The sequence below is a fragment of the Peptoniphilus sp. GNH genome (genome assembly GCA_021307325.1).
In the GTDB taxonomy this organism is placed as follows: Bacteria; Bacillota; Clostridia; order Tissierellales; family Peptoniphilaceae; genus KA00134.
Genome location: CP089931.1, coordinates 1,076,936 through 1,103,336, shown reverse-complemented (window position 1 = coordinate 1,103,336; position 26,401 = coordinate 1,076,936). Strand labels below are relative to the sequence as shown.

The 26,401-nt window shown below is 34.3% G+C and carries 33 protein-coding genes; 28 read left to right on the top strand and 5 right to left on the bottom strand.

What is annotated here, in order from left to right; all coding sequences use genetic code 11:
- Positions 1-180 precede the first annotated feature (180 nt).
- Positions 181-363 carry a sucrose-6-phosphate hydrolase gene (locus LV469_05410; protein ID UHR02085.1) on the top strand — a complete coding sequence of 61 codons (183 nt, stop codon included), beginning with the start codon at positions 181-183 and terminating at the stop codon, positions 361-363.
- Positions 363-1,427 carry a DNA cytosine methyltransferase gene (locus LV469_05405; protein UHR02084.1) on the top strand — a complete coding sequence of 355 codons (1,065 nt, stop codon included), beginning with the start codon at positions 363-365 and terminating at the stop codon, positions 1,425-1,427. The genes LV469_05410 and LV469_05405 overlap by 1 nt, the downstream gene beginning before the upstream one ends.
- A 57-nt stretch (positions 1,428-1,484) precedes the next feature.
- Here the strand turns inward: LV469_05405 and LV469_05400 are convergent, their stop codons facing one another.
- The 5 genes from LV469_05400 to LV469_05380 all read right to left on the bottom strand — a co-directional run bounded on the left by LV469_05400 (position 1,485) and on the right by LV469_05380 (position 6,130).
- On the bottom strand, positions 1,485-2,576 hold the full coding sequence (locus LV469_05400) for a hypothetical protein (protein ID UHR02083.1): 1,092 nt from the start codon (positions 2,574-2,576) through the stop codon (positions 1,485-1,487).
- A 107-nt stretch (positions 2,577-2,683) separates the two neighbouring features.
- Positions 2,684-2,905, bottom strand: coding sequence for a helix-turn-helix transcriptional regulator (locus LV469_05395; protein UHR02082.1), 222 nt, complete (start codon positions 2,903-2,905; stop codon positions 2,684-2,686).
- A gap of 13 nt (positions 2,906-2,918) precedes the next feature.
- Complete coding sequence (locus LV469_05390; protein UHR02081.1) at positions 2,919-4,757, bottom strand: AAA family ATPase; 1,839 nt, start codon at positions 4,755-4,757, stop codon at positions 2,919-2,921.
- Position 4,758: 1 nt separating this feature from the next.
- Positions 4,759-5,211: a hypothetical protein gene (locus LV469_05385; protein ID UHR02080.1), complete on the bottom strand. Its 453-nt coding sequence runs from the start codon at positions 5,209-5,211 to the stop codon at positions 4,759-4,761.
- Between the two features lies 1 nt (position 5,212).
- Positions 5,213-6,130 (bottom strand): hypothetical protein, encoded by a 918-nt coding sequence (locus LV469_05380; protein UHR02079.1) that lies wholly within the window; start codon positions 6,128-6,130, stop codon positions 5,213-5,215.
- Positions 6,131-6,760: 630 nt separating this feature from the next.
- On the opposite strand from LV469_05380, the gene LV469_05375 reads away from it, so the two are divergent.
- The 26 genes from LV469_05375 (at position 6,761) to LV469_05250 (ending at position 26,400) form a co-directional block, all read left to right on the top strand.
- Positions 6,761-7,378: a hypothetical protein gene (locus LV469_05375; GenBank protein ID UHR02078.1), complete on the top strand. Its 618-nt coding sequence runs from the start codon at positions 6,761-6,763 to the stop codon at positions 7,376-7,378.
- A 13-nt stretch (positions 7,379-7,391) separates the two neighbouring features.
- A complete protein-coding gene (locus LV469_05370; GenBank protein UHR02077.1) occupies positions 7,392-8,150 on the top strand; it encodes a phage antirepressor KilAC domain-containing protein in 759 nt (252 codons plus the stop codon).
- A complete protein-coding gene (locus LV469_05365) occupies positions 8,143-8,520 on the top strand; it encodes a hypothetical protein (GenBank protein ID UHR02076.1) in 378 nt (125 codons plus the stop codon). Before LV469_05370 ends, LV469_05365 begins: the two co-directional genes overlap by 8 nt.
- Positions 8,507-10,744 carry a phage/plasmid primase, P4 family gene (locus LV469_05360; protein ID UHR02075.1) on the top strand — a complete coding sequence of 746 codons (2,238 nt, stop codon included), beginning with the start codon at positions 8,507-8,509 and terminating at the stop codon, positions 10,742-10,744. Before LV469_05365 ends, LV469_05360 begins: the two co-directional genes overlap by 14 nt.
- A gap of 122 nt (positions 10,745-10,866) precedes the next feature.
- Positions 10,867-11,148: a VRR-NUC domain-containing protein gene (locus tag LV469_05355; protein UHR02074.1), complete on the top strand. Its 282-nt coding sequence runs from the start codon at positions 10,867-10,869 to the stop codon at positions 11,146-11,148.
- Entirely contained in the window at positions 11,129-12,472 is a 1,344-nt protein-coding gene (locus LV469_05350) for a DEAD/DEAH box helicase (protein UHR03588.1), read from the top strand. The genes LV469_05355 and LV469_05350 overlap by 20 nt, the downstream gene beginning before the upstream one ends.
- A gap of 47 nt (positions 12,473-12,519) precedes the next feature.
- On the top strand, positions 12,520-12,948 hold the full coding sequence (locus tag LV469_05345) for a hypothetical protein (protein ID UHR02073.1): 429 nt from the start codon (positions 12,520-12,522) through the stop codon (positions 12,946-12,948).
- Positions 12,949-13,047: 99 nt separating this feature from the next.
- Positions 13,048-13,404: an HNH endonuclease gene (locus LV469_05340; protein ID UHR02072.1), complete on the top strand. Its 357-nt coding sequence runs from the start codon at positions 13,048-13,050 to the stop codon at positions 13,402-13,404.
- A 20-nt stretch (positions 13,405-13,424) separates the two neighbouring features.
- The gene (locus LV469_05335) at positions 13,425-13,868 is read left to right on the top strand and encodes a hypothetical protein (GenBank protein UHR02071.1); all 444 of its coding nucleotides are present in this window, start codon (positions 13,425-13,427) and stop codon (positions 13,866-13,868) included.
- A gap of 175 nt (positions 13,869-14,043) precedes the next feature.
- Positions 14,044-14,616, top strand: coding sequence for a P27 family phage terminase small subunit (locus LV469_05330; protein UHR03587.1), 573 nt, complete (start codon positions 14,044-14,046; stop codon positions 14,614-14,616).
- Between the two features lie 104 nt (positions 14,617-14,720).
- Complete coding sequence (locus tag LV469_05325; protein UHR02070.1) at positions 14,721-15,503, top strand: S-adenosylmethionine synthetase N-terminal domain-containing protein; 783 nt, start codon at positions 14,721-14,723, stop codon at positions 15,501-15,503.
- On the top strand, positions 15,500-16,735 hold the full coding sequence (locus LV469_05320) for a site-specific DNA-methyltransferase (GenBank protein ID UHR02069.1): 1,236 nt from the start codon (positions 15,500-15,502) through the stop codon (positions 16,733-16,735). Before LV469_05325 ends, LV469_05320 begins: the two co-directional genes overlap by 4 nt.
- Positions 16,728-18,170 carry a DNA cytosine methyltransferase gene (locus tag LV469_05315; GenBank protein ID UHR02068.1) on the top strand — a complete coding sequence of 481 codons (1,443 nt, stop codon included), beginning with the start codon at positions 16,728-16,730 and terminating at the stop codon, positions 18,168-18,170. The genes LV469_05320 and LV469_05315 overlap by 8 nt, the downstream gene beginning before the upstream one ends.
- Before the next feature lie 43 nt (positions 18,171-18,213).
- The gene (locus tag LV469_05310) at positions 18,214-18,438 is read left to right on the top strand and encodes a DUF4314 domain-containing protein (GenBank protein UHR02067.1); all 225 of its coding nucleotides are present in this window, start codon (positions 18,214-18,216) and stop codon (positions 18,436-18,438) included.
- Positions 18,439-18,525: 87 nt separating this feature from the next.
- Positions 18,526-18,858 (top strand): hypothetical protein, encoded by a 333-nt coding sequence (locus tag LV469_05305; GenBank protein ID UHR02066.1) that lies wholly within the window; start codon positions 18,526-18,528, stop codon positions 18,856-18,858.
- Entirely contained in the window at positions 18,859-19,089 is a 231-nt protein-coding gene (locus LV469_05300; GenBank protein ID UHR02065.1) for a hypothetical protein, read from the top strand.
- 92 nt (positions 19,090-19,181) lie between these two features.
- The gene (locus LV469_05295; GenBank protein UHR02064.1) at positions 19,182-20,771 is read left to right on the top strand and encodes a terminase large subunit; all 1,590 of its coding nucleotides are present in this window, start codon (positions 19,182-19,184) and stop codon (positions 20,769-20,771) included.
- 29 nt (positions 20,772-20,800) lie between these two features.
- Positions 20,801-21,313 (top strand): hypothetical protein, encoded by a 513-nt coding sequence (locus LV469_05290; protein ID UHR02063.1) that lies wholly within the window; start codon positions 20,801-20,803, stop codon positions 21,311-21,313.
- Positions 21,314-21,501: 188 nt separating this feature from the next.
- Entirely contained in the window at positions 21,502-22,614 is a 1,113-nt protein-coding gene (locus LV469_05285; protein ID UHR02062.1) for a phage portal protein, read from the top strand.
- Positions 22,601-23,287 (top strand): Clp protease ClpP, encoded by a 687-nt coding sequence (locus LV469_05280; protein UHR02061.1) that lies wholly within the window; start codon positions 22,601-22,603, stop codon positions 23,285-23,287. The genes LV469_05285 and LV469_05280 overlap by 14 nt, the downstream gene beginning before the upstream one ends.
- Before the next feature lie 4 nt (positions 23,288-23,291).
- Complete coding sequence (locus LV469_05275) at positions 23,292-24,482, top strand: phage major capsid protein (GenBank protein UHR02060.1); 1,191 nt, start codon at positions 23,292-23,294, stop codon at positions 24,480-24,482.
- A 10-nt stretch (positions 24,483-24,492) separates the two neighbouring features.
- Positions 24,493-24,765, top strand: coding sequence for a head-tail connector protein (locus LV469_05270; GenBank protein UHR02059.1), 273 nt, complete (start codon positions 24,493-24,495; stop codon positions 24,763-24,765).
- The gene (locus LV469_05265; protein ID UHR02058.1) at positions 24,765-25,097 is read left to right on the top strand and encodes a phage head closure protein; all 333 of its coding nucleotides are present in this window, start codon (positions 24,765-24,767) and stop codon (positions 25,095-25,097) included. The genes LV469_05270 and LV469_05265 overlap by 1 nt, the downstream gene beginning before the upstream one ends.
- Positions 25,094-25,474 carry an HK97 gp10 family phage protein gene (locus LV469_05260; protein UHR02057.1) on the top strand — a complete coding sequence of 127 codons (381 nt, stop codon included), beginning with the start codon at positions 25,094-25,096 and terminating at the stop codon, positions 25,472-25,474. The genes LV469_05265 and LV469_05260 overlap by 4 nt, the downstream gene beginning before the upstream one ends.
- The gene (locus LV469_05255; protein UHR02056.1) at positions 25,467-25,814 is read left to right on the top strand and encodes a hypothetical protein; all 348 of its coding nucleotides are present in this window, start codon (positions 25,467-25,469) and stop codon (positions 25,812-25,814) included. The genes LV469_05260 and LV469_05255 overlap by 8 nt, the downstream gene beginning before the upstream one ends.
- Positions 25,804-26,400 (top strand): phage tail protein, encoded by a 597-nt coding sequence (locus LV469_05250; protein UHR02055.1) that lies wholly within the window; start codon positions 25,804-25,806, stop codon positions 26,398-26,400. The genes LV469_05255 and LV469_05250 overlap by 11 nt, the downstream gene beginning before the upstream one ends.
- The last annotated feature ends 1 nt before the right edge of the window (position 26,401 follow it).

The window sequence follows — 26,401 nt, the reverse complement described above, 5'->3', positions numbered from 1 at the left end:
AAGCCTTGTTTTTTGGACTATAAAATAGGTGTGTGGAAACTTATCGACAGTAAAAGGTCGACAAGACAGAATGGATATTTGCAAAAATGCACCCACCTGCACCCACCTTTAAAAGATAATAGTAGGTTGATAATAGACTAAAAATAGGTTAAAATAAGACTAAATAAAGGAGGCGTATTTATGAAGGGGAAATGTATATTTTTAGATACATATGTCTTACAGCAGGATATGCGAATAAGGTTACCTAAAGCAGTTTTATCCAATTTGAATATTCAAAAAGGAAAAACAAAGTTTGATATATATTTAGATTCAGAAAGTGAATGTTTATTGCTAAAAATACATGATGAGGATGGTGAAAATTAGTGGATAAAATTCAAGCGATTTCGTTATTTAGCGGTGCAGGAGGAATGGATGTAGGATTTGAGAATGCAGGAGTGTCTGTGTTACTGGCTAATGAAATTGTAAGTGATGCTAGTGAAACATATCGTGCCAATCATCCACATACAAGGATTATTAACGATGATATTAACAACATAATTAATACTTTAGATAAGTATTATGGGATTGATCTTGTTTTTGGTGGACCGCCGTGCCAAGGGTTTTCAGTGGCGGGGAAAATGAATCCTTCTGATGAGAGGAGTAAGTTAATTTTTACTTTTTTGGATGCCGTAAATAAAGTACAACCTAAAATGTTTGTAATGGAGAATGTTAAAGCTTTAGGTAAGTTAGACAAATGGAGTTCGGTTAGAACAAAATTTTTAGATAAAGCCAAAGCAATGGGGTATAGATGTGAGCTTTATATTTTAAATGCAATTGAATATGGGGTGCCTCAAAAACGTGAAAGAGTGTTCTTCATAGGAATAAAAGATTGTAAAGATGATAATTTTGAATTTAATATTCGAAATCTTTTACAGAAACAAAAAAATCAAGCTCCTTTCATAAGGGAAACTCTAAAGGATCTTGGTAAAGCAGGAACTAAGGTTAATCCAAATACTTGTACGGCAAAAATTACTTTTGCTACTAAGCCGATTATGAGAAAATCTCCATATGCAGGTATGTATTTTAATGGTCAGGGAAGACCTATAAATGTTGATGAATATTCGAATACACTCCCTGCCTCAATGGGAGGAAACAAAACCCCTTTTGTAGATGAAGACTATTTATATGGAAACTCGGAAAGTGATTGGGTAGTAAATTATCATAAAGGGCTTATGGAAGGAACTATAGAACCTGAATTTGTGGAAGCTCCCAAAAGATTGAGAAGAATTACGATCAAAGAAGCTGCTAGAATACAAACATTCCCAGATGATTATATTTTTTGTGGAAACAAAGGTAAGATTTATACTCAAATTGGTAATGCGGTTCCTTGTAAATTAGCTGAAGCTGTCGCCAAAGCGATAATGGAGTATTTTAAAAAATATTGCTAGTGTTATAGAGGAGCATAAAAAATGCTCCTCTATTGATATAAAGAGGCTGTAAAAAATTTACTGATGTAATTCTTGCCATTTTATTTTTACAATTTCCGCAGTATTTATATCAGATATATAATTGTTCAAGTCGGAATAGAAATTTTTCCTGGCTAGAGGTGTCATTCGTTGTAAAGTATCTGACATCCACTCAAAAATATTCCAATAATAGTATACTATGTCTTGATAATTATAGTTTCCCATATATAAAGATAGATTACTTTTTGTCATTTCTTTAGGACAATCTTCTTCACGGCAGATCACAATTACCTCATTTACATTATTTCCATTATTATCATTATATATATGGATGCAGTCATATGAATCACGGATTCTAGCTATGTCAAAAGGTTTAACGGTGATTTCATAGACTTTATAAATTATGCCGTCAATAGATTCTTCATTAACATCACCAGGTTTTTTGCTAGTGGTACTTGTAACAGAAGCTCTATCTTCTTCTCCAGTAACTATTACTCCAGTATTCATAGCAAGATGAAAGTTTTTTAGAAGATAAGCTGCTATCTTTTGTGGAGTATTTCCCGAATCAGGGACTTTTGTAGTTAATTCATAACAAAGCTTATATAGAAATAGAGGATCAGAAGAAGGTTCCACATTAACACTAAGGGCTTCTATGCGTTTGGATTCTCCAATTAATTTACGAATCAATGAAACAGAAACATCATCAATTATTGTTTTATCTGATTCGAGTAAATTTACCAAGTTAACAACTTCTTCAGCGACATTAGAAGGTCTGCGCTGAGTAGCCCAAGTCATGTCTAAGCCTACAGTTGCTTTAGCGACATTCAAAGGACCAGACTTTCTATGTGGAATTTCTTTATTGATTAAAAATTCTTTTATAGGTCCTTCATATATTGCTCTGGGATTACAATCATATAAGCCCACAGAGGCTTTGAATGATGAATCTAATTTCATTCCTACAATTACTACGAGTAAAATTTCTCTGAATCCCCATGCACTTGTGGTAAATAGCTTGTTTAATGAATTGCTATATTTCGATTCATCAACTAAATAATCATCATTGATTGCATTTGCATAAATACTATCTAAAATAGATGATACTTTTTTATTTCTTTCATTTGTCGCGCTCATTTTATTTAACTCCTTAACGATTTTTTGTGTATTAGGTTAGTGTTTAATAATTACCTTAAAGTGATGACCTTATTTAATGCAGATGCATAATAGCCATTGATTGGATGTTACTGTTCATCTTCCTCATCTATAAACTTTGTTTCTAAAATATCTTCAATGCCACATTTAAGAACTTTACATATTTTTAGTAAAACATCTGTTGTTAGATTATCTCCACGACCTAGTTTTGCAATTGTGTTAGAACTAACGCCACTTTGTATTCTTAAATCTTCACGTGTCATGTTTTTAGTTAGTAGTATGTGCCATAGTTTTTCGTAAGTTATTTTCATATTGTCTCCCAATCTATTTATGTTCAGCGTTTACAACGTCATTAAGAAAACCATATCTCCCAGAGTTTGGATTTCTTGTAAATTCTATTACATTGATGCCTTTATCAGGACAATGCTCTGGTATGAAAGGTAACTCATCCTTCTGTTCAATCATAATTATTTGTCTATTATGATTCTGTTTGAGAATAAATTCTAGGAAACCTCGCTTAACTGAGTTAATTGCTTCCACGTATTCTGCTTCAGATAATTGAGTTAAGGCAGAGTCAATTGCAAAGAAGTTAGGGGAGTACCCATTTATTTCTAATATGAAGCTATGCATTGAATAGGATACTAAAGCATTTAGTATTGCACAGTATCCACCACCCATACTAGAAGCTTTGTTTATATTATCAATTTCAATGTCGAATGATTTCATGTTAAGTCTAGCTGAAGAAGCGCCTCCAATTTTTGATTTTTCTAGAGCGTATTTTAATTTTTCTTCAAATGCTTGTATTAACTGAAGGTCAAATTGACTAAATATGTTGTACTTGTTGATTGCTTCATCTTCTTTAGTTTCTTGAATAAATAAATCTGTACCAAATTCAGTTTCAATCTCCTTTAATGAAGCTAATTCAAAATGCATTTGCATTATTTTTAGATGTTTATTTAGTTCTTCATTAAAGGTATCTAATTTCGGTTTTAAAGAAGAGTTAATATAATCATCCAAATCAGCTTTTGATTTTTCTAATTCAATAATTTTCTTTTCAACAATTTCTTTTTTCTTTAAAGCACTGCTCTGTGCAATTTCCAGATTAACAAGGTGCGATTTTAGATTGTTTAATTCTGAAACAGCAGATTCAATGTAATCCTTTTTAGGAGGATTTTTTAATTCATTATTGCAGAAAGGACAGTTTTTATGAGGTGTTATGTCTATAGATGCAGTTTGACCATCTATAATAAACTCCAACCTTCGTATATCTGATTTATACTGGTTATTTAATGACTCAAAGTTTCTGAGTAATGTATTAGTTTCAGAAAGTAATGAGTTATTATTGTACAAGTCATTTAGTAATTCTTTACCTTTATCATTTGCTTCATTTAATTGTTCTTGAAGAATACTTATCTCTGCTTGCAGAGAATCAACTAGTCGTTTTGAATCTTGTACATCATGATTGGGTAGTTTCTTTTCTATAGATTCCTTTTTAGCAATTAGTTGATCCTTTTTGGAACGAATATACATAATTATTGCTTCACGTTTGGCCTTGCTTATAGTAGGGTCTTCTTGTTTTTTTACATCATTGGCATCTAATCCTGTTAATAGAAATAGAAGGGCAGAAGCTGATGGAGTTCTACCTCTTTGATCGGGCATTAAAAGAGCAGAAGTCTCTCTATCAATATCCTTTTGTTTCATAAGGAATAGATGTAATATAGTTCTCCAAGTTAATTTTTGAGTTTTACCTGCTTGAGATGCTAATACTTTATGAGTTGTATCAATACCTATTAAATAAAGTAAAATATCACTAATGTTTTTCTTTGCTTTGTGATCAGCGCTATAAAATCCACAATCAATATTTGATATACCACTGATAACTTCAATTTTGGTAGAACCAATTTCTCTTTTAAGTGTTAGACTACCATTATCCGAATCCAGTAACAATTCAATATGAGTATATCCGTTATTGTTATCTACAATTTTTGATGGTTTATCTGACTTAGGTGTAAATCCAAAAACATAATCAATACAGTCCATGATTAAACTTTTACCTGTATTAGATGGGCCTATGATTAAATTAACTCTGTCTGAAAAATCAATAGTAGAAGGAGAATGGCCTCCTCCAGATACTGTTAATCGTTTTATTATGAATCCATTCATGTTAATCCTCCAATGAATCAATAGAGTTATAAAGAATAGTAGAATGTAGTTCTATAAAATTCAGATTAGGATACTCACTCATTATAGATTTTATTGCATTTCTATATTCATTACTGTATCTATCGTTGATGGCATCTGCTATTCTTTTCCCTTGGGGTGAGATGGAATAGCTGTATCCGTTATTATTAGAAATAAAATCTACGGATGATTCTAAAACTAATTTTTTTAATGCTAGAGAAATGGACCTTGATTTTGCAGAAAACTCGCTATGTCTAAATATTCCATACCCATGTAAATTTTCATCAGAAATTCCATAATCATTACCATATATGGCCATGAAATCAATAGATGTAATTTGTGATTCATTCAATGGAATATCATTGAGTACATCCAGTAATAACAGTATACGAAGAGAAGATTCAAAAACAGATCCAAATAGTTCTTTTTTAGCCATTTTATTTCACCCACCTAAGCTTGCCGTCATTTACTAAATGATGACAAACGCCTTTCTGTATTTTATTACTTATCCAATAAGGTGACTGGCTTAGTAAATAATTTCTATATTGTAGAGTTGAGGCTTGCTCCATGACAGATAGCATTTTTTCATATCCGTTAGCATACTTTTTCCTATTTGTATCTTTAACTCCATCAAGCGTTTCTTCCTTTAGAACGTCAAATTGATTGGACAGATTATCAGCATCCAATTCTAATAAACTGCGTTCAATAGAAACTGCGGCATAGAAATCAATCCTGCGATCATTTAAATCGTCTTCGTAGTCAGGATAATGCGGAAGATCCTTATTAGAAAAATTTTTAACTGCTTCTGCATCACCATATGCTGCATAAAGTTCCTGAATATATGGTGATTCGATGGGAGAGGCAATATCTGGTACTTGAACAAATATTGGGCGGGGTAAAGAGGCAACTTTTGTATTAATATCCTTTATTAAATTAAGACTTTCTTCGAAGGGGGAGGAGGTCTTTTTTTTCGCTTTGGATTTCTTAGTAATAGACAGAAAAATCGATGCTAAAAGCTCATAACATTCGATGTCGGGAGCAGAACCAGTTAAACCGTTATTTTGTAACCATTCACATATGTCTGTATAAGAATCAGATTTTTCAATGCATTCATGAACCCACTGAATATATTTGTCAATATCTTTATTTTCAAAGAGAAACAAGGCATCCTTTTTACTGATAGAGTTTCCATTTATATATCTTGCCTGAGTATCAGGCATATTGTCTAAAATTTTACAATTATCCATAACAGAGTCTTTTATAAAATTTCCAATCATGTCTACAAAAAAATCTGCATCGTTTTTTCCGAAGGAAAAATATGGTTTTAGTCCTTGTGCATAATCTTTGAATTCCACGAAATAACCTCCTTTCATTATTTCTTCCGCAAGCTTCCGAATGCTTCCGTAAGTTCCTGAATTCAAATAGGTCGAATTGGTAGGATATAGGTATAGAAATTCTCATATTTTCTATTAAAAATATTATATCAGAATTCTTGGCAATAAACAAGAAACTCTGTGCAAAGAGGGAGGTGACATATATGGCAAAGAATTCAAAACAGACTTCTAAACGAGTTGCTTCTAAAGCAAGTTCAATTCTTAGAGATGGTCGTTATGGAAGTAAAGCAAAGTCTGTAGCTGGTAGTGCACTAGCACAAACCAAAAAAGGCAGGTAGGTGCCTAAAAGTACTAGTAACTCTTTTATAAATAGTACTTTGCAAATTAGGGGGTGGGTTTTAGAAAACTCACTTACTAAGCAGTGACTGATTAATAATCGGCCTGCACAACTAAATTATCACAGAGCCTGATTAGCTATAGGGCGATGGGATACATCATACGGCATTCACGGATTTATTCGTGAGGTGCTTTGTGAGGTACCTCTATTTTTCTATGGCTATTTTTAGGCAAGAGAGTCGGTGCTTCATATAGCATCGGCTCTTTTTGTATCCTTTCGTCTTACTGCAATCGGCAGAAAGGAAAGGGATTTTTATGAAAATCAAAATACGTTATGAAAAAGAGTTTACAACATTTGAACTAAACCTATCTGAAATCAAAGGTTGGTTAAATATTGACTTATTACCAGATGAATCAGAAGAAGAGTTTGAAAAGCGAGCACAAGAAGAGGTTGATAAAGAGTACAACCGTCCAGAATACAATGTCATGCATAAGCAAGAAAGGCATAAAGGATTTGCTATTTCAACAAAGGATGAAGATGGTGAAAAAACCGGTGATTTTGAACCAAGTATGAGTGAAGTGGTGGATCCTTCTATATTCCTTAAAGACGAAATAAATAGGAATAGACAGGAAACATATGAAGCTGTTAAGGAGTTTGTTTATTCAGTTTTGAAGCCAGATGTAGCTGATTTATTCATGTCAGTGAGAATTGGTGGAATGCTAATCAATGAAAAAGCGGAATCTATGCTAAGCCGTGATGCATTTGAATCTGAATACGAATATAACGAGGCAGTTTCAAGACTTGCCAACTCCATTACACAAAAATTAAAGAGAGCGAATAAAAATTTAGAAAAAAGTTTTTCAAAAGCGTCAGATTTTGGACTCTCCCAAGGCTACCAAGTAGAAGGCAGTAGTTCCTTCAAAGAAATTTAAGGAGGTAGCTAATATGAAAGAGCTAATCAAAATTGACTACAACAGTGAACGTCCTACTGTAAATGGACGAGAATTGCATGAATCTTTACAGATTAAAACAGCCTACAAGGATTGGTTTCCTAGAATGTGTGAGTATGGATTTGAAGAAGGAAAGGACTTTTGCTCAATTTTGAGCGAAAGTACTGGAGGAAGACCAGCTACGAATCATCAGCTGACAATCGATATGGCTAAACAGTTATGTATGATTCAAAGAACTGAATTGGGTCAAATGTTTAGAAAGTATTTCATTCAAATTGAAGAGCAATGGAACTCTCCGGAAGCAGTAATGGCTAGAGCCTTACAATTTGCCAATAAAAAACTGGCGGTTGTTGAAAAGGAAAACTTGAAACTTCTAAATACAGTAGCACTTCAGTCGCAACAAATTGCAGAGATGAAACCAAAGGTTAGTTATTACGATGTTGTCCTTAACTGTAAGGATCTTCTTTCAATGAGAGCAATAGCAAAAGACTATGGGAAATCTGCTCAATGGATGAATAATTTCTTACATGATTTGGGAGTTCAATTCAAGCAGTCAGATATTTGGCTATTGTATCAAAAGTATGCAGAGGAAGGTTATACCAGTACTAAGACTCATAACTATCTTGGAACAGATGGAGCAAATCATTCTAAGGTTCATACTTACTGGACTCAAAAGGGAAGACTATTTATCTATGACCTAATGAAACAAAACGGAATCTATCCACTTATTGAACAGGAGGCAGACCATGAGTAAGACATATAAGAAACACCTTGAAAATCCAAACTTTAGACCACTTGCATATATCTGCGCTCCATATAGTGGTGATAAAGATTTAAGCATTAAGAAAGCAATTCACTATGCAGAGTTGGCATACAAGAATGATGCAATTCCTGTAACTCCACATCTATTGTTTCCCTTTATGGATGATAGAGATTTAGAACAAAGAAAGGATGCACTTTTTATGGATATCATACTTCTTGGTAAATGCCAGGAAGTATGGGTGTTTGGCAGTCAAATGACTGAAGGCATGAAAAGAGAAATTGAAATTGCTGAAAAAAGAAAACAGGTTATTAAGTATTTTACAAGTGAGGGTTTGGAGGTTAAGACAAATGCTAAATTTTAATTGTTATGATGCTACTTGCATCGGAAATAAGAATAACTGCCTTTATCCTAATATGGTAACAGTTGTTGATAGGGATAGCTTTATAAAAGCTATCTCTTTTGACCATGTTACAGCAGAGTTTCAAGGCAGTTATAGAAGTAAAGATAAGTTCATAACTTCTAATTGCATACCTATGGACTGTGATAATGACCACTCAGATGATGAAAAAGACTGGGTGACACCTTTTGACGTGGCATTAGCCTTTCCTGGAGTATGCTTTTTTGCATCATATAGCAGAAACCATATGAAGGTAAAAGGAAATAAGTCAGCAAGACCAAGATTTCATGTCTATTTTCCAATTGAAGAAATAAAGGATGCTGGAGAATATTCAAGTTACAAAGAACAACTTTATAGAGAGTTCTCATATTTTGATGATAATGCTTTGGATGCTGCCAGATTTATTTATGGCATTCCAAATCCGAAAGTAGAACTTTACGATGGCAAGTTTTCAATTATTGAATTTCTACAAGAAGATGAATTTGCAAAGCTGGATGAAAATGTTATTGAAAGTGGCAGTAGAAATAACACTATGAGCCATATTGCCGGCAAGCTAATAAAAAGGTTCGGTGCAACCGATGAGGCACATGAGAAATTTTTAGAACAGGCAACTAGATGTGATCCTCCTCTATCTGATGAAGAACTCTCAACCATTTGGAATAGTGCTAAAAAATTTGGAGATAAGGTTTCAAACCAAGAAGGATATATACAACCGGAGCAGTACAATCTTGAACTTCAGCTTATGCCAGAAGATTTTTCAGATGTTGGCCAAGCGATAATTTTAGCAAGGGAGTATGGGGATAAACTTCGTTATTCTCCTGCAACAGATTTTCTTGTATATAATGGATGCTTTTGGGAAGAGTCACAGCCTAATGCTCAAGCAATAGCACAAGAGCTGACAGCAAGACAACTTGAAGAGGCGGAGATTGAAATTCAAAAGGCAATAAGTGAGATGAGCAAAAATGGGGCATGGGCACTTATTGCTGCAATGGGTCCAAAGAAAGCAAGTGTCCAGTTTAATAGAGAACAAGCAAGGTCTTTTGAAAAATATGAGCAGGCTGAAACCTATCGTAAGTACGCAATTAAAAGAAGAGATACAAAATATATCTCTGCTGCACTTAAGGAAGTAAGGCCTATGGTTCAAATCGAACAGTCGATGCTTGATGCAGATGAATTCCTATTAAATACACCGCTTGAAACTATAAATCTTGTAACTGGTAGTAAAAACAAACATGAGGCATCTGACTATATTACAAAACAAACAACGGTATCACCTAGTGAAGTTGGTAAAGAAATCTGGGATGATGCACTTAACACTTTCTTCGTAAATGATGATGCCCTTATTTCCTATGTTCAAAAAATAGTGGGACTTGCATCAATAGGAAAGGTTTATGTTGAGGCTCTTATTATCGCATATGGTGAGGGAAGAAATGGTAAGTCTACTTTTTGGAATGTAGTATCAAAGGTGCTTGGAACATATAGTGGGAATATGTCTGCAGATATGTTAACTGTTGGATGTAGAAGAAATGTAAAACCAGAACTTGCTGAGGCAAAGGGTAAAAGACTGCTCATTGCTGCTGAACTTGAAGAGGGTATGCGAATGAATACATCAAATGTAAAGCAGCTTTGTTCTACTGATGAAATCTTTGCAGAAAAGAAGTTCAAATCTCCGTTTAGTTATGTTCCTAGCCATACCCTTGTTTTATACACCAATCACCTGCCACGAGTAGGAGCTGTTGATAAAGGAACCTGGAGAAGATTAATAGTCATTCCTTTTGATGCAAAGATTGAAGGTCAAAACGATATAAAGAACTTTACAGAATATCTATATGAAAATGCTGGTGGTGCGATTCTTTCTTGGATTATCGAGGGAGCAAAGCAGGTTATTGCAGATGAATATCATATTGATCCCCCCAGAAGAGTGGAAGACGCCATAAAAGCATATAGAGAAAACAATGACTGGATGAATCATTTCTTAGATGAATGCTGTGAAATTGACAGTGCTTTTACAGAAAAGAGTGGTGAGCTATACACTGCTTATCGAGCATATTGTCTTAGAACAGGTGAATTTACCAGAAGTGCAGCCGATTTCTATTCCGTTTTAGAGCTTGAAGGATTCAATAAGAAAAAGACTAAAAAAGGCATAATTGTCTTTGGTATTCGTCTTAAATCGGAGTTTGAAGATTAAAAGGTGCAGGTAGGTGAAGGGTATTTACTATTATTGTCTATATAGGTAAAAAATAAGTATATATATTAATATGGGAAAATACCCTGCATATCCCTGCACCTCTACTAAAAATGGAGGTTTTCATGTTAGAAAAAGAAATAGAAAAAGCTTTAGTAAAAGAGGTTAAAGCACTGGGTGGCTATTGCATAAAACTTACTAGTCCAAGTATGAATGGTCTCCCTGATAGAATGGTATTTTTATCAGATGGGAAGTTTGCTTTTGTTGAGCTAAAGGCAAAAGGCAAAAAGCCTAGACCTCTTCAGTTAAAAAGAATGGCTGATTTTAGGAAGTTAGGATTTAGGTCATTTATGATTGATGGTAAAGAGCAAATCGGAGGTGTTATTGATGAAATATTCTCCTCATGATTATCAAAGGTATGCAACGGACTTTATCATAAATAATCCAATATCAGCAGTTCTATTGGAAATGGGTCTTGGAAAAAGTGTCATAAGCCTTAGTGCAATAAATGAACTTATGCTTGATTTCTTTGATGTATCAAGGACTCTTGTTATCGCACCATTAAGAGTTGCAATTTCTACATGGCCAGAGGAGATTAAAAAATGGGAACATCTAAAATATCTTACCTATTCTGTAGTAACTGGAAGTGAGAAAGAAAGGCTTGATGCATTAAAGAAATCAGCACACATTTATATCATTAACCGTGAAAATGTAGATTGGCTTATTACAAAAAGTGGATTTAAGTGGTTCTTTGATATGGTAGTCATTGATGAACTATCCTCTTTTAAAAGTTATCAGGCAAAAAGGTTTAAGTCACTTCTTAAAGTAAGACCAAAGGTAAAGAGAATCGTAGGACTTACAGGTACACCATCCAGTAATGGACTTATGGATTTATGGGCAGAGTTTAGGCTCCTTGATATGGGAGAAAGGCTAGGAAGATATATCACTCACTATAGGCAGAATTTCTTTATACCGGATAAAAGAAACCAGCAGATGATATTTTCATATAAACCTAAAGATGGTGCAGAGAAACAGATATATAGTTTAATATCTGATATTACGATTTCTATGAAATCAAAAGATTTTCTGAAGATGCCAGAGTGTGTACTAAACGAAGTTGAAGTTTACCTATCTGAAAAAGAACGAAGATTATATGATAGGTTAAAAGCTGATATGGTTTTGAAACTGGAAGATGAAGAAATTGATGCTGTAAATGCTGCGTCACTTTCCAATAAACTCCTACAAATGGCAAGTGGAGCTGTCTATAACGATGATAAGGAAAGTATTCATATTCACGATAGAAAACTTGATGCACTTGAAGATTTAATTGAAGGTGCTAATGGCAAACCTGTTCTGATAGCCTATTGGTATAAGTCAGATTTAAAAAGAATAAAAGACAAGTTTGATGTAAGAGAACTTAAGACAAGTGAGGACTTTAAAGAATGGAATCAAGGAAATATTCCAGTAGCTATTATCCATCCTGCATCTGCTGGTCATGGACTTAATTTACAAGCTGGAGGTTCAACACTTATTTGGTTTTCTCTTACTTGGTCATTAGAACTTTATGAACAAACCAATGCCAGACTATATAGGCAGGGTCAGAAAGAAACAGTTGTGATTCATCATATATTAACAAAAGGAACTATTGATGAAGATGTAATGAAATCATTAGAAAATAAGAACAAGACACAAGCTGCACTCATTGATGCAGTAAAAGCAAATCTAAAATGAGTAGAGGTTCTATAGAGAACTTACCTCAATACTTATGGAGGTAAGAAATGAATGCAAAAGAATATTTAAAACAAGCTTTTTATTTAGACAAGAGAATAAACTCAAAGCTGGAGCAAGTTGAATCACTCAACGCTCTAGCAACAAAAGCTACATCGACCTTATCAGATATGCCTAAGAGTCCTAATAGAGGACCATCAAAACTTGAAGATACTATCGTAAAGATTGTAGATCTCCAAGAAGAGATTAATAGAGATATAGATAAACTTGTAGATTTGAAAGCAGAGATGGTTGGAACAATCAAACAGATTCAAAATAAGGAACTTCAAGTTATCCTTGAAAAAAGATATCTTTGTTATGAGACTTGGGAGAAGATAGCAGTGGATATGAATTACGATATTAGACATATTCATAGACTTCACAATCTGGGGTTAAAAGAAACTTCAAAGCTAATCAAACCTTGTCATGAAATGTCATAGAATGTCACTATGGAGTTGTAGTATTATTAAAATAGCAAAAGAATAATTAATAGAGCCTTGAAGATTTAATCTTCGAGGCTTTCTTTATGGAGTGATAAAGTGCCAAGAAAACCTAAGAGACCATGTTCTCATCCAGGTTGTCCTGAATTAGTTGATGGACGATTCTGTAAGAAACATGAGAAAGAATACAACAAAAACTATGAAAAATATAAACGAGATCCTAAAACTCATAAGCGTTATGGAAAAGCATGGAGACTTATAAGAAAAAGATATGTAGCAGAGCATCCACTTTGTGAAATGTGCTTAAAAGAAAATAGAATGACAAAGGTAGAGGAAGTACATCACATACTTCCTCTTTCTCGTGGTGGAACTAATGACGAAGATAATCTTATGAGTCTTTGTAAATCTTGTCACTCAAAGATTCATGCTAATATTGGAGATAGATGGGGTATATAATATCAAAAGGAGATTGTGCTATGAAATGGAAATACAATGGAACTGATATTGAATTTACAATTAATGAATATAAACCAATCAAGAATTTTTGGTGTGATGTTACTTTAAAAGTCAATAATAAATATTTTAATTATTTAGAAACAGGAGAGATATTAGAAAGCCAAGATGTTGATTCTATTTTAGATTGTATTGAAAGACTATTAGATAGAAAAATGTATCATCCAGAAGAAATTTTCTTTACAGAACCTTATATATCATTTGTTTTTTATCCTCCAAGATTAGAGAGAGAGGTTTGCAAATTAATACCACTGGATAATGTAGATGCGTTGACTGATATATATGCTAAGATGATTTTTGAATTAGAATTAGATGAAGGTTTTGGAGGGCATTACTATATTTTAGAGTTATGCGAAGAAGAATTAAAAAATTTAAAAAATTATTTAGTAAAAGTTGTAAATAAATAAATCTTGAAAAAAGCACTTATTTAATAAGTGTTTTTTTATTGTAAAAAATTTCTGAGAGGAGGGGGAGTCTTAATCTCTACGATTGATTTCCTTACCAACGGTGCCGCCCTCTCACGCACAAAAAAACGGGTTCAAAGGCCCTATTAAAGAAGATGATAAATTAGGAGGTGATACTATCGCTAAAGACGGAACATACAGAGGTGGAAGAAGAGTAAAAGCAGGAGGGAAACCACAGCCTGCTGCTGAAAAAATAGAAAAAGGTAAAAAAGTAGAAATACTAATGAATGATATTTCAACATTCACTCCAGAAGAAATAGATGCAGTTGACTTACCAGATGGAGCAGTTCTTGATGGAACAGATATGCCTACACCAAGTGATTATCTATCAGCAAAACAAAAGAATGGTATACCACTCGGGGCTGATGAAATATATAAAGAGACTTGGAGTTGGTTAAAACAGAGAAACTGCGAGAACTTAGTAAATCCAAGATTATTAGAATCATACTCACAGGCATTTGCAAGATACATTCAATGTGAAGAGGCAATAAGTCAATTTGGACTATTAGGCAAGCATCCTACTACTGGAGGAGTTATTGCATCTCCATTTGTACAGATGTCTAGTCAGTTTCAAAAGACAGCCAACCTTTTATGGTATGAGATTTATGACATAGTTAAAGAAAACTGCACTGAAGTTTATGAAGACTACGGAGAAGATATGATGGAAAAATTACTAAGGCAGAGGAGGTAATAAATTTGCACCCTTCCGATGAAACAAGACGAAATCATAGATTTCTTTGTTTCTATCGTTGGGCACGAGTACATTTTCATTATTTAAAGAAAGAGAGGAAGAAAATGTTTGAAAAAGTAAATCCAAAGCATCCAGATAAAATAGCAGATTGCATCGCTGGTGCAATTGTAGATTTAGCATATAAAGAAAAGGACAATCCTAAAATAGCAGTTGAAGTATTGCTAGGGCATGGAAATTGCCATGTCATTATTGAAACGGACTGCAATCTAAATAAAAAAGAAATTGGATCAGCAATTAAGAGGATAGCAGGAGATGTCATAGTAGATATTAAAATTGTAGAACAGGATATCCACCTATCAAATAATCAAAGAGAAAAGATAAGATGTGGAGACAATGGAATTTTTAAGGGAGTACCCACATCAGATGAAGAAAAGAAACTATCTTTAATTGCTCGTGAAATCTATTCTAATTATCCCTACGATGGAAAATACATTCTTGATGGAGATAAACTTATCATCTGCCAGTCAAATATATCTACAGAAATCTTAAAATCAATTTATCCAAGAGCAATTGTAAATCCATTAGGAGATTGGACTGGGGGATACAATGTTGATACTGGAGCGACCAATAGGAAACTCGGATCTGACATGGGAAGAGCAGTAACTGGTGGAGGTCTTCATGGTAAAGACCTATCCAAGGCTGATGTATCAATTAATATTTATGCCCACCTAAAGGCACAAGAAGAAAAAAGAGAGATTGAATTATCCTGTGCAATCGGGGATGAAACTGTTGATGGTAGACCATATTCAGAAATTGTAGAAATTGCTAGAAACTACATTAACTCTATTGGTGGTTTTGAGGAATTTGCTAAGTGGGGGCTAATATGATTACAACAAAAGAAATGAAATTAGTTGATATCGAAAAACTTGTTCCCTATGTAAATAATGCAAGAACTCACTCACAAGACCAGATTAATAAACTACGCTCATCAATTCGAGAGTTTGGTTTCATCAATCCTGTAATTATTGATAAAGACTATGGAGTTATTGCAGGCCATGGAAGAATTATGGCGGCGAAGGAAGAGGGGATAAAAGAAGTACCATGTGTATTTGCAGACCATCTAAATGAGGCACAAAAGAAAGCCTATATCTTAGCTGATAACAGAATGGCTCTTGATGCTGGTTGGGATGAAGAACTACTAAGAGTAGAAATTGAATCGCTAGAAGATTATGGCTTTGATGTAGAGCTCACAGGTTTTTCAACAGATGAACTATCTAATATTTTTGACTTAGGAAATGATACAGAAGATGATGGTTTTGATGTAGACAAAGAATTAGAAAAACCTACTTTTTCTAAAGCTGGAGATATTTGGACATTAGGTAAACATAAAGTTATCTGTGGAGATTCTACAGATGAGACCACTTACGAGAAATTAATGGAAGGATCAAAGGCAAATCTTATCATCACAGACCCTCCATACAACGTAAACTATGAAGGATCAGCTGGAAAAATTAAAAATGACAATATGGAGCAAGGTAAATTCTATGAATTCTTACTAAGCTCCTTTTTAAATATGAAAAAGTTTCTTGCAGATGATGGTTCGATTTATGTTTTCCATGCTGATACAGAAGGACTTAATTTTAGAAAGGCTTTTCAAGATGCTGGATTTTATTTATCTGGAACTTGTATCTGGAAGAAACAATCCCTTGTACTTGGAAGAAGCCCTTACCAGTGGCAACATGAACCCATCCTTTATGGCTGGAAGAAAAAAGGAAAACACAACTGGTATACAGGAAGGAAAGAGTCTACCATTTGGGAATTTGATAAACCAAGAAAGAATGGTGACCATCCTACTATGAAGCCTATCCCACTTTTATCTTATCCTATTAAAAATTCATCAATGACAAACTCCATTGTACTTGATCCTTTTGGTGGAAGTGGAAGTACAATAATAGCTTGTGAACAGACTGATAGGATTTGTAGGATGATAGAACTTGATGAAAAATTTGTAGATGTCATTGTAAATAGATTTATTGAATTAGTTGGCAGTGATAAAGATGTAAGCCTTTTAAGAGATGGAAAAGAATATAAATACTCAGAGGTATTAAAAGATGAATAAAGAACTAACATTAGGTTCACTATTTGACGGCAGTGGAGGATTCCCTTTGGCTGCTATTTTTTGTGGGATAAAACCAATATGGGCATCGGAGGTTGAGCCTTTTCCAATAAGAGTTACGCAGAAAAACCTACCTCAAGTTAAACATTTAGGAGATATAAAAGATATCGACGGGTCTGAAATCGAACCTGTTGATATCATTTCCTTTGGTAGTCCTTGCCAAGATCTATCAATCGCAGGTAAGAGGGCAGGACTTGAAGGGAAAAAATCTAACCTTTTTTATGAGGCGATAAGAGTTATAAAAGAAATGAGGTGTAAAAGTAATGGTGAGTATCCAAGATACCTACTATGGGAAAATGTGCCAGGAGCCTTTTCATCAAACAAAGGAGAGGACTTTAGATGCGTCCTTGAAGAAATTACAAGAATTAAAGATTCCACAGTTAAACTTTCTCGACCACCGAGATGGCACAGTGCAGGAGAAATCCTGGGAGATAATTTTTCCCTTGCTTGGAGAGTCCTTGATTCTAAATACTTCGGAGTGCCCCAACGAAGGAGAAGAATCTTCCTTGTCGCAGATCTTGATGGAGGAAGTTCCAGAGAAATATTATTTGAGCAAAAAAGCTTGTCAGGGGATACTTCAGAGGGCTGCAAGAAAGGAAAAAGAAATACCAGAGCCATTAAAGAAAGCTTTAATAAGACAATCTGTTTAAATGACCAAGGTGGGGAGAGGATGGATTTTTATAATGAGCAAAGTGGAACCTTGAGAGCAAGTGGAGGAATTGCACCATTCGTTTTTGAAAATCACAGTCAAGACTCAAGGTATAAAGGACCACTAAAAGAAACACAAACACTTGCATCAAACTTAGGACAAGGTGGAAATAACCAACCATTTGTAGTCTACGATATAAGACAAACTTCAGAAAACACTAAAAATGAAAGACATAATATTTATGAGTGTGACGTTTCAAGAACCATTGACACATCTGGAAATACTCCTACAAGAAATCAAGGTGGAGTTGCAATAGTTGAGGATATCTACACCATGAGCAAGAATTCTCATTTTACAAAAGCAGACAAGAATATATCGTCTTCTTTAGTTGCCACTGATTATAAAGATCCTCCGCTTGTTAACCAGAGACTTGTAAGAAGATTAACACCAAAAGAATGTGGAAGATTACAAGGATTTCCAGATTACTGGTGTGATAACTTAGGAATAGAATGTCCAACAGACGAAGACTTGTCCTTTTGGAGAGAAGTTTTTGATAAGGATGCTGAAATAAAAGGTCTTAAAAAGAAGAAAACAGATAAGCAGATATTAAAGTGGCTTAAAAATCCTCATACAGATTCTGCAGAATATAAAATGTGGGGCAATGGAATTGCTCTTCCATGCGCTATATATATTTTCAAAAGACTTATAAATACTGCAAATAAGACTTGATATAAATCTTGAATTAAGTGATATATGTATGTGAGGTGATTAGATGATTTCAAGGGAAATTATACAAAAATTAAAAGAGGCGTATCCAGTAGGTACGAGAGTGAAACTAATCCAAATGGAAGATGACCAAGCACCTCCAGTTGGAACTTTAGGCACAGTTTACGGGGTGGATGCCATTGGATCAATCCTAGTAAAATGGGATAATGGTTCAATGTTAAATGTAATTTTCAGAGTGGATAGAATAGAAAAGATATCCGATAAAGGTTGAAATATAGCCATTATATTCTTTTATTAACTTGACTTATTTTTGACAGTACGGTTATATGTACATACAAAAAAAGATAAGGAGAAAAATATGGCATACAAATACATGAAAACACAGGAAGATTTAAATGAGTTAATCGACTCTTCAGCAATTACAATGCTTGGACTTTACGAAGGAGACAATGGAGACTTAGCTTTCCAAGATTATTTAAAAGATTACCTTGAAGATGACACAATTTATATCACAATGGGAAAAACAATTAACGAATTTTACGAAAGCAACCTTCCTGAAGACTTAAGGATAGTAAGTTTAAAATATAATAAGCTTGGAAGACTTCCAATGATAAGGCTTGAGATTGGAGCAAAGTGGTTTGACGACTTTATAGATAATCTCCAAAAGAATAAGAAAAGAGGAGTAAGATAAATGACAAACCAAGAATTGAAAAGACAATGCTTTTTAGAAGCCACCAAAAGAATTAATGAAAGAAGAGATCGAGCACTTTTAGAAATTGCCAAGAAACATTCTTATGCAATAGAAGAAAGAGGAGATTTAGAAAAAAGGAACAATGATTCAGAAGATTTTTTAGAAGTTTCAGTATGGTCATTAAAAGAAATGTTAAAAGAGGCTTATGAATTAGGAAAACAAAATAATTAAAAACCAAGAAATTGAGCGAAGGCTCTTTTTCTCGTAGTGAACTAGCTAACGGCTAGTATTTTTTATGCCTATTTTTCAAGGAAGGAGGTCAAATGAAATATAAACCAACAAAATTTATGCTACCTACATCTCACTATGATAAAAACAAAGCTGACTATGCTGTCACTTTTATAGAATGTCTGAAACATACAAAAGGTAGATGGGCAGGTAAAGACTTCAAGCTTATTGAATGGCAAGAAGAAATCATAAGAGACTTATTTGGAATTGTAAAAGATACGGGATACCGACAATTTAATACAGCCTATATTGAAATACCAAAGAAGATGGGAAAATCAGAACTTGCAGCTGCTGTAGCACTCCTCCTTACTTGTGGCGATGGAGAAGAAAGAGCAGAAGTTTATGGATGCGCTGCTGATAGACAACAAGCAACCATTGTCTTTGATGTTGCAGCTGATATGGTAAGAATGAGCCCAGCCCTATCTAAAAGAGTAAAGATTCTAGCATCTCAAAAGAGAATGATATATAAGCCTACTAATTCTTTCTACCAAGTTTTATCTGCAGAGGCTTATTCTAAACACGGATTTAATATTCATGGTGTAGTCTTTGACGAACTTCATACTCAACCTAACAGAAAATTATTTGATGTTATGACAAAAGGGTCTGGCGATGCAAGAACCCAACCACTATATTTTCTCATAACAACTGCAGGAACAGATACGAAATCAATCTGCTACGAAACTCACCAAAAGGCAGTGGACATACTTGAAGGTAGAAAAACTGATCCAACTTTTTATCCTGTTATTTATGGAGCAGACAGAGAAGATGATTGGACAGATGAAAAAGTATGGCATAAGGCAAATCCTTCTCTTGGAATTACAGTTCCTATAGAAAAAGTAAGACAAGCCTGTGAATCAGCTAAGCAAAACCCAACTGAAGAAAATGCCTTCAGACAGTTAAGATTAAATCAGTGGGTCAAACAAGCAATCAGGTGGATGCCTATGGAAAAATGGGACCTATGTAATTTTACTGTTAATGAAGAAGAACTAAAAGGAAGAGTTTGCTATGGTGGACTTGACCTATCAAGCACAACGGATATTACAGCTTTTGTTTTAGTATTTCCTCCAATAGATGAAGATGATAAATATCAAATATTACCTTACTTTTGGTTGCCAGAAGATAACCTCGACCTAAGAGTAAAAAGAGACCATGTAAACTATGACCTATGGAAAAAACAAGGCTATATTATGACAACAGAAGGCAATGTAGTTCATTATGGTTTTATTGAAAAATTTATAGAAGACTTAGGCGAAATATATAACATCCGAGAAATTGCCTTTGACAGATGGGGAGCAGTTCAGATGGTTCAAAACTTAGAAGGTATGGGATTTACTGTTGTTCCCTTTGGACAAGGATTTAAAGATATGTCTCCACCAACAAAAGAATTAATGAAACTAACTCTTGAAAGAAAAATAGCCCATGGAGGTAATCCAGTTCTAAGATGGATGATGGACAATATTTTTATACGAACTGACCCTGCTGGAAACATTAAGGCAGACAAGGGAAAATCTACTGAGAAGATAGATGGAGTAATTGCCACAATTATGGCACTTGATAGAGCTATAAGATGTGGAAATGATACAAGCGAATCTGTTTATGATGATAGAGGGTTAATAGTATTCTGAATTTGGTATAATGACAATAGGAGGATTATATGAAAAGGTTGAATACTCCATTTGGAGATATATCTATAAAAATCAACGACAAAGAAATAAGCTACGAATATAAAAAGTGTGCTAATGATAGAACTTGTCCTAATTTATTAGGTAGGTACTTAATAGAAATAATATCTAAACCAACTGGTGAAGAATATAGCATTTCTTGTGAAATTATAAAAAATCAATCCTTAAAATCTGAAATAGAAACTGGGGAGATGCTAGAATGTATAGGTTTTTATGGGGAAGAAAGGATAAAGCTATCCATTGGAGCCTATGGAGAAAGTTGGGGATACATAGGAAGTAGACTAATGGAAATAAGTAATGATTACGATATAGAATATAAACCTAATGGTCTATCTTATTTGATATTAAAAGAAACTAAAACAGAGAAATATTACTTTGCTATATCATGGATTGACGATGTAGGGTACGAGGATCCTATAAATAATGATGACCATGATAGGGATGTAGAGACTTGGTTTGGCTCAGATCCTATTTTGTTAATATAAATTTCTAGCATCTACAAAAGTAGGTGCTTTTTTCATGACTAAATTAAGGAGGTGGTAATATAAACATTTTAAATTTAATATTCAAGTCGAGAGACAATCCTAAAGACGGGGAGAGGATATCTTCATCGTCTTTTTTATTTGGGAGAACAACAGCAGGTAGGAATGTAAATGAATTTACTGCAATGCAGATGACGGCAGTTTATTCATGTGTGAGAGTCCTTGCTGAAACATTAGCTGGACTTCCTCTTCATTTATATAAAAGGGGAGATTCAAACTCAAAAGAAAAAGCTAAAGACCACGTCATATATTTTCTTTTACACGATGAACCAAATACTGAGATGACATCATTTGTATTTAGAGAAACATTAATGACTCATCTTCTACTTTGGGGTAATGCCTACGCTCAGATAATTCGTAACGGAAGAAATGAGGTAATTGGACTTTATCCATTAATGCCAAACAAAATGACTGTTATGAGAAGTGAAGATGGAGAAATCTTTTATAAATACAATCACAAATCAGAAGAAGTTTATCTCTTAAAAGAAGATATCCTTCATATACCTGGACTTGGTTTTGATGGCCTTATTGGATACTCGCCAATTACAATGGCAAAGAATGCAATTGGTATGGCTATGGCTTGCGAAGATTATGGAGCGTCATTCTTCCAAAATGGAGCACAACCAGGTGGAGTTTTAGAGCATCCAGGAATTATTAAAGACCCAGAAAGAGTTAGAGCGTCATGGAATGCTGCCTTTCAGGGACCTAAGAACGCCAACAAAGTGGCTGTACTTGAAGAAGGGATGAAGTATCAACCCATAGCTATAGCACCAAGTGAGGCCCAGTTTTTGGAAACAAGAAAGTTTCAGTTAAATGAGATAGCAAGAATTTTTAGAATACCACCTCATATGATTGGAGACTTGGAGAGATCGTCATTTTCAAATATAGAACAGCAGTCACTTGAATTTGTTAAATACACTCTTGATCCTTGGATTGTTCGTTGGGAACAATCCTTAGAAAGAGCACTACTAACAAATAAAGAAAAAGAATCCTACTTTATTAAATTCAACCTTGATGGACTTCTAAGAGGAGACTATGAGTCAAGAATGAATGGATATGCTGTAGGAAGACAGAATGGGTGGATGAGTGCAAATGACATAAGAGAATTAGAAAATCTTGATAGAATCTCGGCTGAAGAAGGCGGTGACTTATATCTTGTAAATGGAAATATGCTACCACTTGATAAGGCAGGTAGTTTTTATCAGCAGAAAGGAGAAGAAACAAGTCCTAATGAAGAACAATAAAATATTTTGGAACTGGAAAAAGGATTCAAATGAACTCTATATAGATGGAGTTATTGCAGAAGAGTCTTGGTTTGATGATGAAATCACTCCAAGGCTCTTTTTTGAAGAATTAAAAAACAAAAGTGGAGACATAACTGTATGGATCAACTCCCCTGGTGGAGATTGTATAGCTGCATCAAGAATTTACACCATGCTTTTAGAACACAAGGGAAATGTGACCATTAAGATTGATGGGCTTGCAGCATCAGCAGCATCAGTCATTGCCATGGCAGGAACTGAAGTGCTGATGAGTCCAACATCATTAATGATGATTCATAACCCCTTAACTGTAGCTATTGGTGACTCAAAAGAAATGCAAAAAGCTATAGACATGTTAAAGGAAGTCAAGGAATCAATCATCAATGCTTATGAGATTAAGACAGGTTTGTCCAGAGAAGAGATTTCTAACCTAATGGATGGAGAGACTTGGTTTGATAAGAACAAGGCTATTGAGATGGGTTTTTGTGATGGTACTCTCGCCGACAAAAGAAAAGATGAAAAAGTTACGAACATGGTCTTTTCAAGACGAGCAGTCACAAACTTGCTCTTAACAAAGATAAATAAAGAAGTAAAGACTCACTCAATGAGTGAGATAGAAGAAAGATTAAACAAAATTAAAAACACTTGGAGGTAATTATATGAATTTAAAAGAACTAATGGAAAAGAGAACTAAATCTTGGGATGAGGCAAAGAAATTTGCTGAATCTAAGAAAGATGAAAATGGTCTAATGTCTGATGAAGATTTTAAGACATATGAAGAGATGGAAAGAACTATAGAGAATTATACTCGTGAAATCGAAAGAAAGAAGAGGGAAGAAGAAATGGATAAATCCTTGGAAAAACCTACTACTCAAGCACTGACAAATGAACCTACTACTTTTAATGAAGAAGATAAACCAATGAGAGCAAGAAATGTCTATAAGAAATCTATGATGAAGGCATTAAGAACTAACTTTAGAGATATTTCTAATGAATTAAAAGTAGGCACAGATGAAAGTGGTGGATATTTAGTTCCAGAAGAAATGGAAGCAGATATTGTAAATGGTCTTGAAGATGAAAATATTGTAAGAAAACTTGCTACAAAAGTTCAAACTTCTGGACTTCATAAAATTAACATTGCAGCTACAAAGCCAGCAGCCCTATGGGTAGAAGAAGGTGGCCAACTTACTTTCGGAGATGGTACATTCGACCAAGTAGCACTTGATGCGCATAAACTTCATGTTGGGATTAAAGTTACTGAAGAACTTTTATATGATGCGGCCTTTAATTTAGAAAAATACATCACTGAAGAATTTACTAGAGCACTAGCAAATGCTGAAGAGGATGCTTTCTTAAATGGCGATGGAGTAAATAAACCTACAGGAATCTTTGACTCTAAAAAGGGTGGAGAACTTGGCCTAACAACAAAGGCTCAAACAATTACGGCAGATGAACTAATTGACTTAGTTTACTCCCTAGATAGACCATATAGAAAGAGAGCAGCCTTCATTTTAAATGATGCAACAGTTGCTCAAATTAGAAAGCTTAAAGATGTTAATGGTGCATATATTTGGCAACCATCTCTTAAAGATGGAGAACCAGACAGACTTTTAGGATATCCTGCCTATACATCTGCCTTTGCTCCTAAAACTGAAAAAGGAAAACTTGCTGTAGCCTTTGGCGATTTTTCTTATTACAAGATTGGAGATAGAGGAAATAGGTCTTTCCAAGACTTAAAGGAACTATTTGCTGGAAACGGTATGGTTGGTTTCTTAGGCAAGGAAAGAGTTGATGGAATCCTTGTTTTAAGAGAGGCAGTTAAACTTTTAAAAATTGGTGCTACTGCCTAAGGAGTAAATTATGATTACTCTTGAGGAGGCAAAGTCCTATTTAAGGGTGGATTTTGATGATGAGGATGAGATGATTGAATCTCTCATCCAATCATCAATCAAGCACTCCATGGATGTCGCCAGAGTTGATAGTGAAGAAGACCTTTCTAAAAATCCAAATGGAAAGATAGCTGTCTTATATATGACTGCTTATCTTTATGAACATAGAGAAGAGGCAGATTATTCTGAACTAAACTTAACTCTAAGGGCTTTATTATTTGGAATGAGAAAGGCTGAATTCTAATGAAGATATCAGATTTAAATAGAAAAATAATCTTTCAAAATAAAGATGTTGAGGTGGATGGAATTGGTAACCATAAATCAGTATGGACAGACTATCTAGAAACCTCAGCCTATATTTCCTTTCAAGGAAAAGGCGAAGAAGTTTTTTTAGGAATGGAAGTAGATAGGTCAGATATTTCTTTTACTGTAAGATTTCAAAATAGGTTGAAGAATATTAATACTTCGGAGTACAGAATTCTATTTGATGATGAAATGTACAATATCGTCTCAATTGACTTTATGAACTACAAAAATAGACTTATAAAGTTTAGGTGTAGGAAGGTGAGTAGATGAATGTAAAAATTGAAAACCTAGCCAGTGAAATAATGAAGGGCTTAGAAGAATATTCTGATATGGCAACAGATGAAGTCAAAAAGGAAGTCAAAAAAGCTGGTAGCAATATTAGAAAAGACATACAAGAAAATGCACCTGTAGGAGAAACAAAGAAATATTCTAAATCTTGGTCTGTAAAAACTATGAAAGAAACATCAAACTCAATAGAAATTGTAGTCCACTCAAGAAATAGATATCAACTGGCTCATTTACTTGAAAAAGGTCATGTTCTTAGACAGGGAGGAAGAGTATCTGCTAAGCCACACATTGGACCAGCTGAAGAGAAAGGAGTTAGAGAATTGGAAGAAAATATAATGAGGAAATTACAAGATGGATAGGCTATTAAAAATAATTGAAGATATAGGACTTCCTTTTGCATACTCCCACTTTGCTGAAGGAGAAAGCCCTGCTCCACCATTTATGGTCTATCTATTTCCAAAGAATAAAAACTTTGGTGCAGATGGAGTAGTTTTCTATAAGAACACCCAGATAGTCTTAGAACTTTATACTGATAAGAAAGATTTAAAACTAGAAGAAAAAATAGAAGAGATACTTGATAGAGAAAAAATCTATTATGAAAAATCTGAAGTTTGGATTGAATCAGAAAGACTTTATGAAGTTTTGTATGAATTCACACTTAATTTAAAAATTACGGAGGTAAATAATAATGGCCAATAAAGTTAAATTTAATATTTGTAACGTACACTACGCTCTCTTTGATAAAGCTGAAGAAGGTGTTATTAAATATAAGACACCAGTGCCAATGCCTGGTGCTGTTTCAATTTCATTGGATCCTAATGGAGAGCCTGAAAGCTTTTATGCAGATGGAATTGAATACTACACTATTTCAAACAATATGGGATATGACGGAGATTTAGAAATCGCTCTTATTCCAGAATCCTTTAGGACTGATGTTTTGATGGAAAAATCAGATTCCAATAAGGTTCTAATTGAGTCTTCAAATTCTGAAACTGCGAACTTCGCATTGTTATTCGAGTTTGATGGTGACCAAAAGAAAATCCGTCACGTCATGTATAACTGTTCAGCAGCAAGACCTACCCTTGAGGGAGAAACCAACGAGGAATCAAGAGAAGTTCAACCAGAAACCTTGTCTATTCAAGCAAGACCACTTCCAAATGGAAATGTAAAGGCTAGAACAGGGGAAGAGACTACGAAGGAAACTTATGATGGTTGGTACAAGTCAGTCTATATGCCAACAGAAACTACAGTAACACCTTCAAGAGCAAGTGTTGGAGGTAAATAAA

What these genes read in the sequence shown, in the direction of transcription:
- LV469_05410 (UHR02085.1), top strand. Translation starts at nt 181, where the DNA reads ATGAAGGGGAAATGTATATTTTTAGATACATATGTCTTACAGCAGGAT.
- LV469_05370 (UHR02077.1), top strand. Translation starts at nt 7,392, where the DNA reads ATGAAAGAGCTAATCAAAATTGACTACAACAGTGAACGTCCTACTGTA.
- LV469_05315 (UHR02068.1), top strand. Translation starts at nt 16,728, where the DNA reads ATGAATAAAGAACTAACATTAGGTTCACTATTTGACGGCAGTGGAGGA.
- LV469_05325 (UHR02070.1), top strand. Translation starts at nt 14,721, where the DNA reads ATGTTTGAAAAAGTAAATCCAAAGCATCCAGATAAAATAGCAGATTGC.
- LV469_05360 (UHR02075.1), top strand. Translation starts at nt 8,507, where the DNA reads ATGCTAAATTTTAATTGTTATGATGCTACTTGCATCGGAAATAAGAAT.
- LV469_05285 (UHR02062.1), top strand. Translation starts at nt 21,502, where the DNA reads ATGACGGCAGTTTATTCATGTGTGAGAGTCCTTGCTGAAACATTAGCT.
- LV469_05350 (UHR03588.1), top strand. Translation starts at nt 11,129, where the DNA reads ATGAAATATTCTCCTCATGATTATCAAAGGTATGCAACGGACTTTATC.
- LV469_05390 (UHR02081.1), bottom strand. Translation starts at nt 4,757, where the DNA reads ATGAATGGATTCATAATAAAACGATTAACAGTATCTGGAGGAGGCCAT.
- LV469_05290 (UHR02063.1), top strand. Translation starts at nt 20,801, where the DNA reads ATGAAAAGGTTGAATACTCCATTTGGAGATATATCTATAAAAATCAAC.
- LV469_05305 (UHR02066.1), top strand. Translation starts at nt 18,526, where the DNA reads ATGGCATACAAATACATGAAAACACAGGAAGATTTAAATGAGTTAATC.
- LV469_05400 (UHR02083.1), bottom strand. Translation starts at nt 2,576, where the DNA reads ATGAGCGCGACAAATGAAAGAAATAAAAAAGTATCATCTATTTTAGAT.
- LV469_05295 (UHR02064.1), top strand. Translation starts at nt 19,182, where the DNA reads ATGAAATATAAACCAACAAAATTTATGCTACCTACATCTCACTATGAT.
- LV469_05280 (UHR02061.1), top strand. Translation starts at nt 22,601, where the DNA reads ATGAAGAACAATAAAATATTTTGGAACTGGAAAAAGGATTCAAATGAA.
- LV469_05300 (UHR02065.1), top strand. Translation starts at nt 18,859, where the DNA reads ATGACAAACCAAGAATTGAAAAGACAATGCTTTTTAGAAGCCACCAAA.
- LV469_05395 (UHR02082.1), bottom strand. Translation starts at nt 2,905, where the DNA reads ATGAAAATAACTTACGAAAAACTATGGCACATACTACTAACTAAAAAC.
- LV469_05375 (UHR02078.1), top strand. Translation starts at nt 6,761, where the DNA reads ATGAAAATCAAAATACGTTATGAAAAAGAGTTTACAACATTTGAACTA.
- LV469_05255 (UHR02056.1), top strand. Translation starts at nt 25,467, where the DNA reads ATGGATAGGCTATTAAAAATAATTGAAGATATAGGACTTCCTTTTGCA.
- LV469_05335 (UHR02071.1), top strand. Translation starts at nt 13,425, where the DNA reads ATGAAATGGAAATACAATGGAACTGATATTGAATTTACAATTAATGAA.
- LV469_05275 (UHR02060.1), top strand. Translation starts at nt 23,292, where the DNA reads ATGAATTTAAAAGAACTAATGGAAAAGAGAACTAAATCTTGGGATGAG.
- LV469_05270 (UHR02059.1), top strand. Translation starts at nt 24,493, where the DNA reads ATGATTACTCTTGAGGAGGCAAAGTCCTATTTAAGGGTGGATTTTGAT.
- LV469_05260 (UHR02057.1), top strand. Translation starts at nt 25,094, where the DNA reads ATGAATGTAAAAATTGAAAACCTAGCCAGTGAAATAATGAAGGGCTTA.
- LV469_05345 (UHR02073.1), top strand. Translation starts at nt 12,520, where the DNA reads ATGAATGCAAAAGAATATTTAAAACAAGCTTTTTATTTAGACAAGAGA.
- LV469_05320 (UHR02069.1), top strand. Translation starts at nt 15,500, where the DNA reads ATGATTACAACAAAAGAAATGAAATTAGTTGATATCGAAAAACTTGTT.
- LV469_05355 (UHR02074.1), top strand. Translation starts at nt 10,867, where the DNA reads ATGTTAGAAAAAGAAATAGAAAAAGCTTTAGTAAAAGAGGTTAAAGCA.
- LV469_05310 (UHR02067.1), top strand. Translation starts at nt 18,214, where the DNA reads ATGATTTCAAGGGAAATTATACAAAAATTAAAAGAGGCGTATCCAGTA.
- LV469_05265 (UHR02058.1), top strand. Translation starts at nt 24,765, where the DNA reads ATGAAGATATCAGATTTAAATAGAAAAATAATCTTTCAAAATAAAGAT.
- LV469_05250 (UHR02055.1), top strand. Translation starts at nt 25,804, where the DNA reads ATGGCCAATAAAGTTAAATTTAATATTTGTAACGTACACTACGCTCTC.
- LV469_05365 (UHR02076.1), top strand. Translation starts at nt 8,143, where the DNA reads ATGAGTAAGACATATAAGAAACACCTTGAAAATCCAAACTTTAGACCA.
- LV469_05385 (UHR02080.1), bottom strand. Translation starts at nt 5,211, where the DNA reads ATGGCTAAAAAAGAACTATTTGGATCTGTTTTTGAATCTTCTCTTCGT.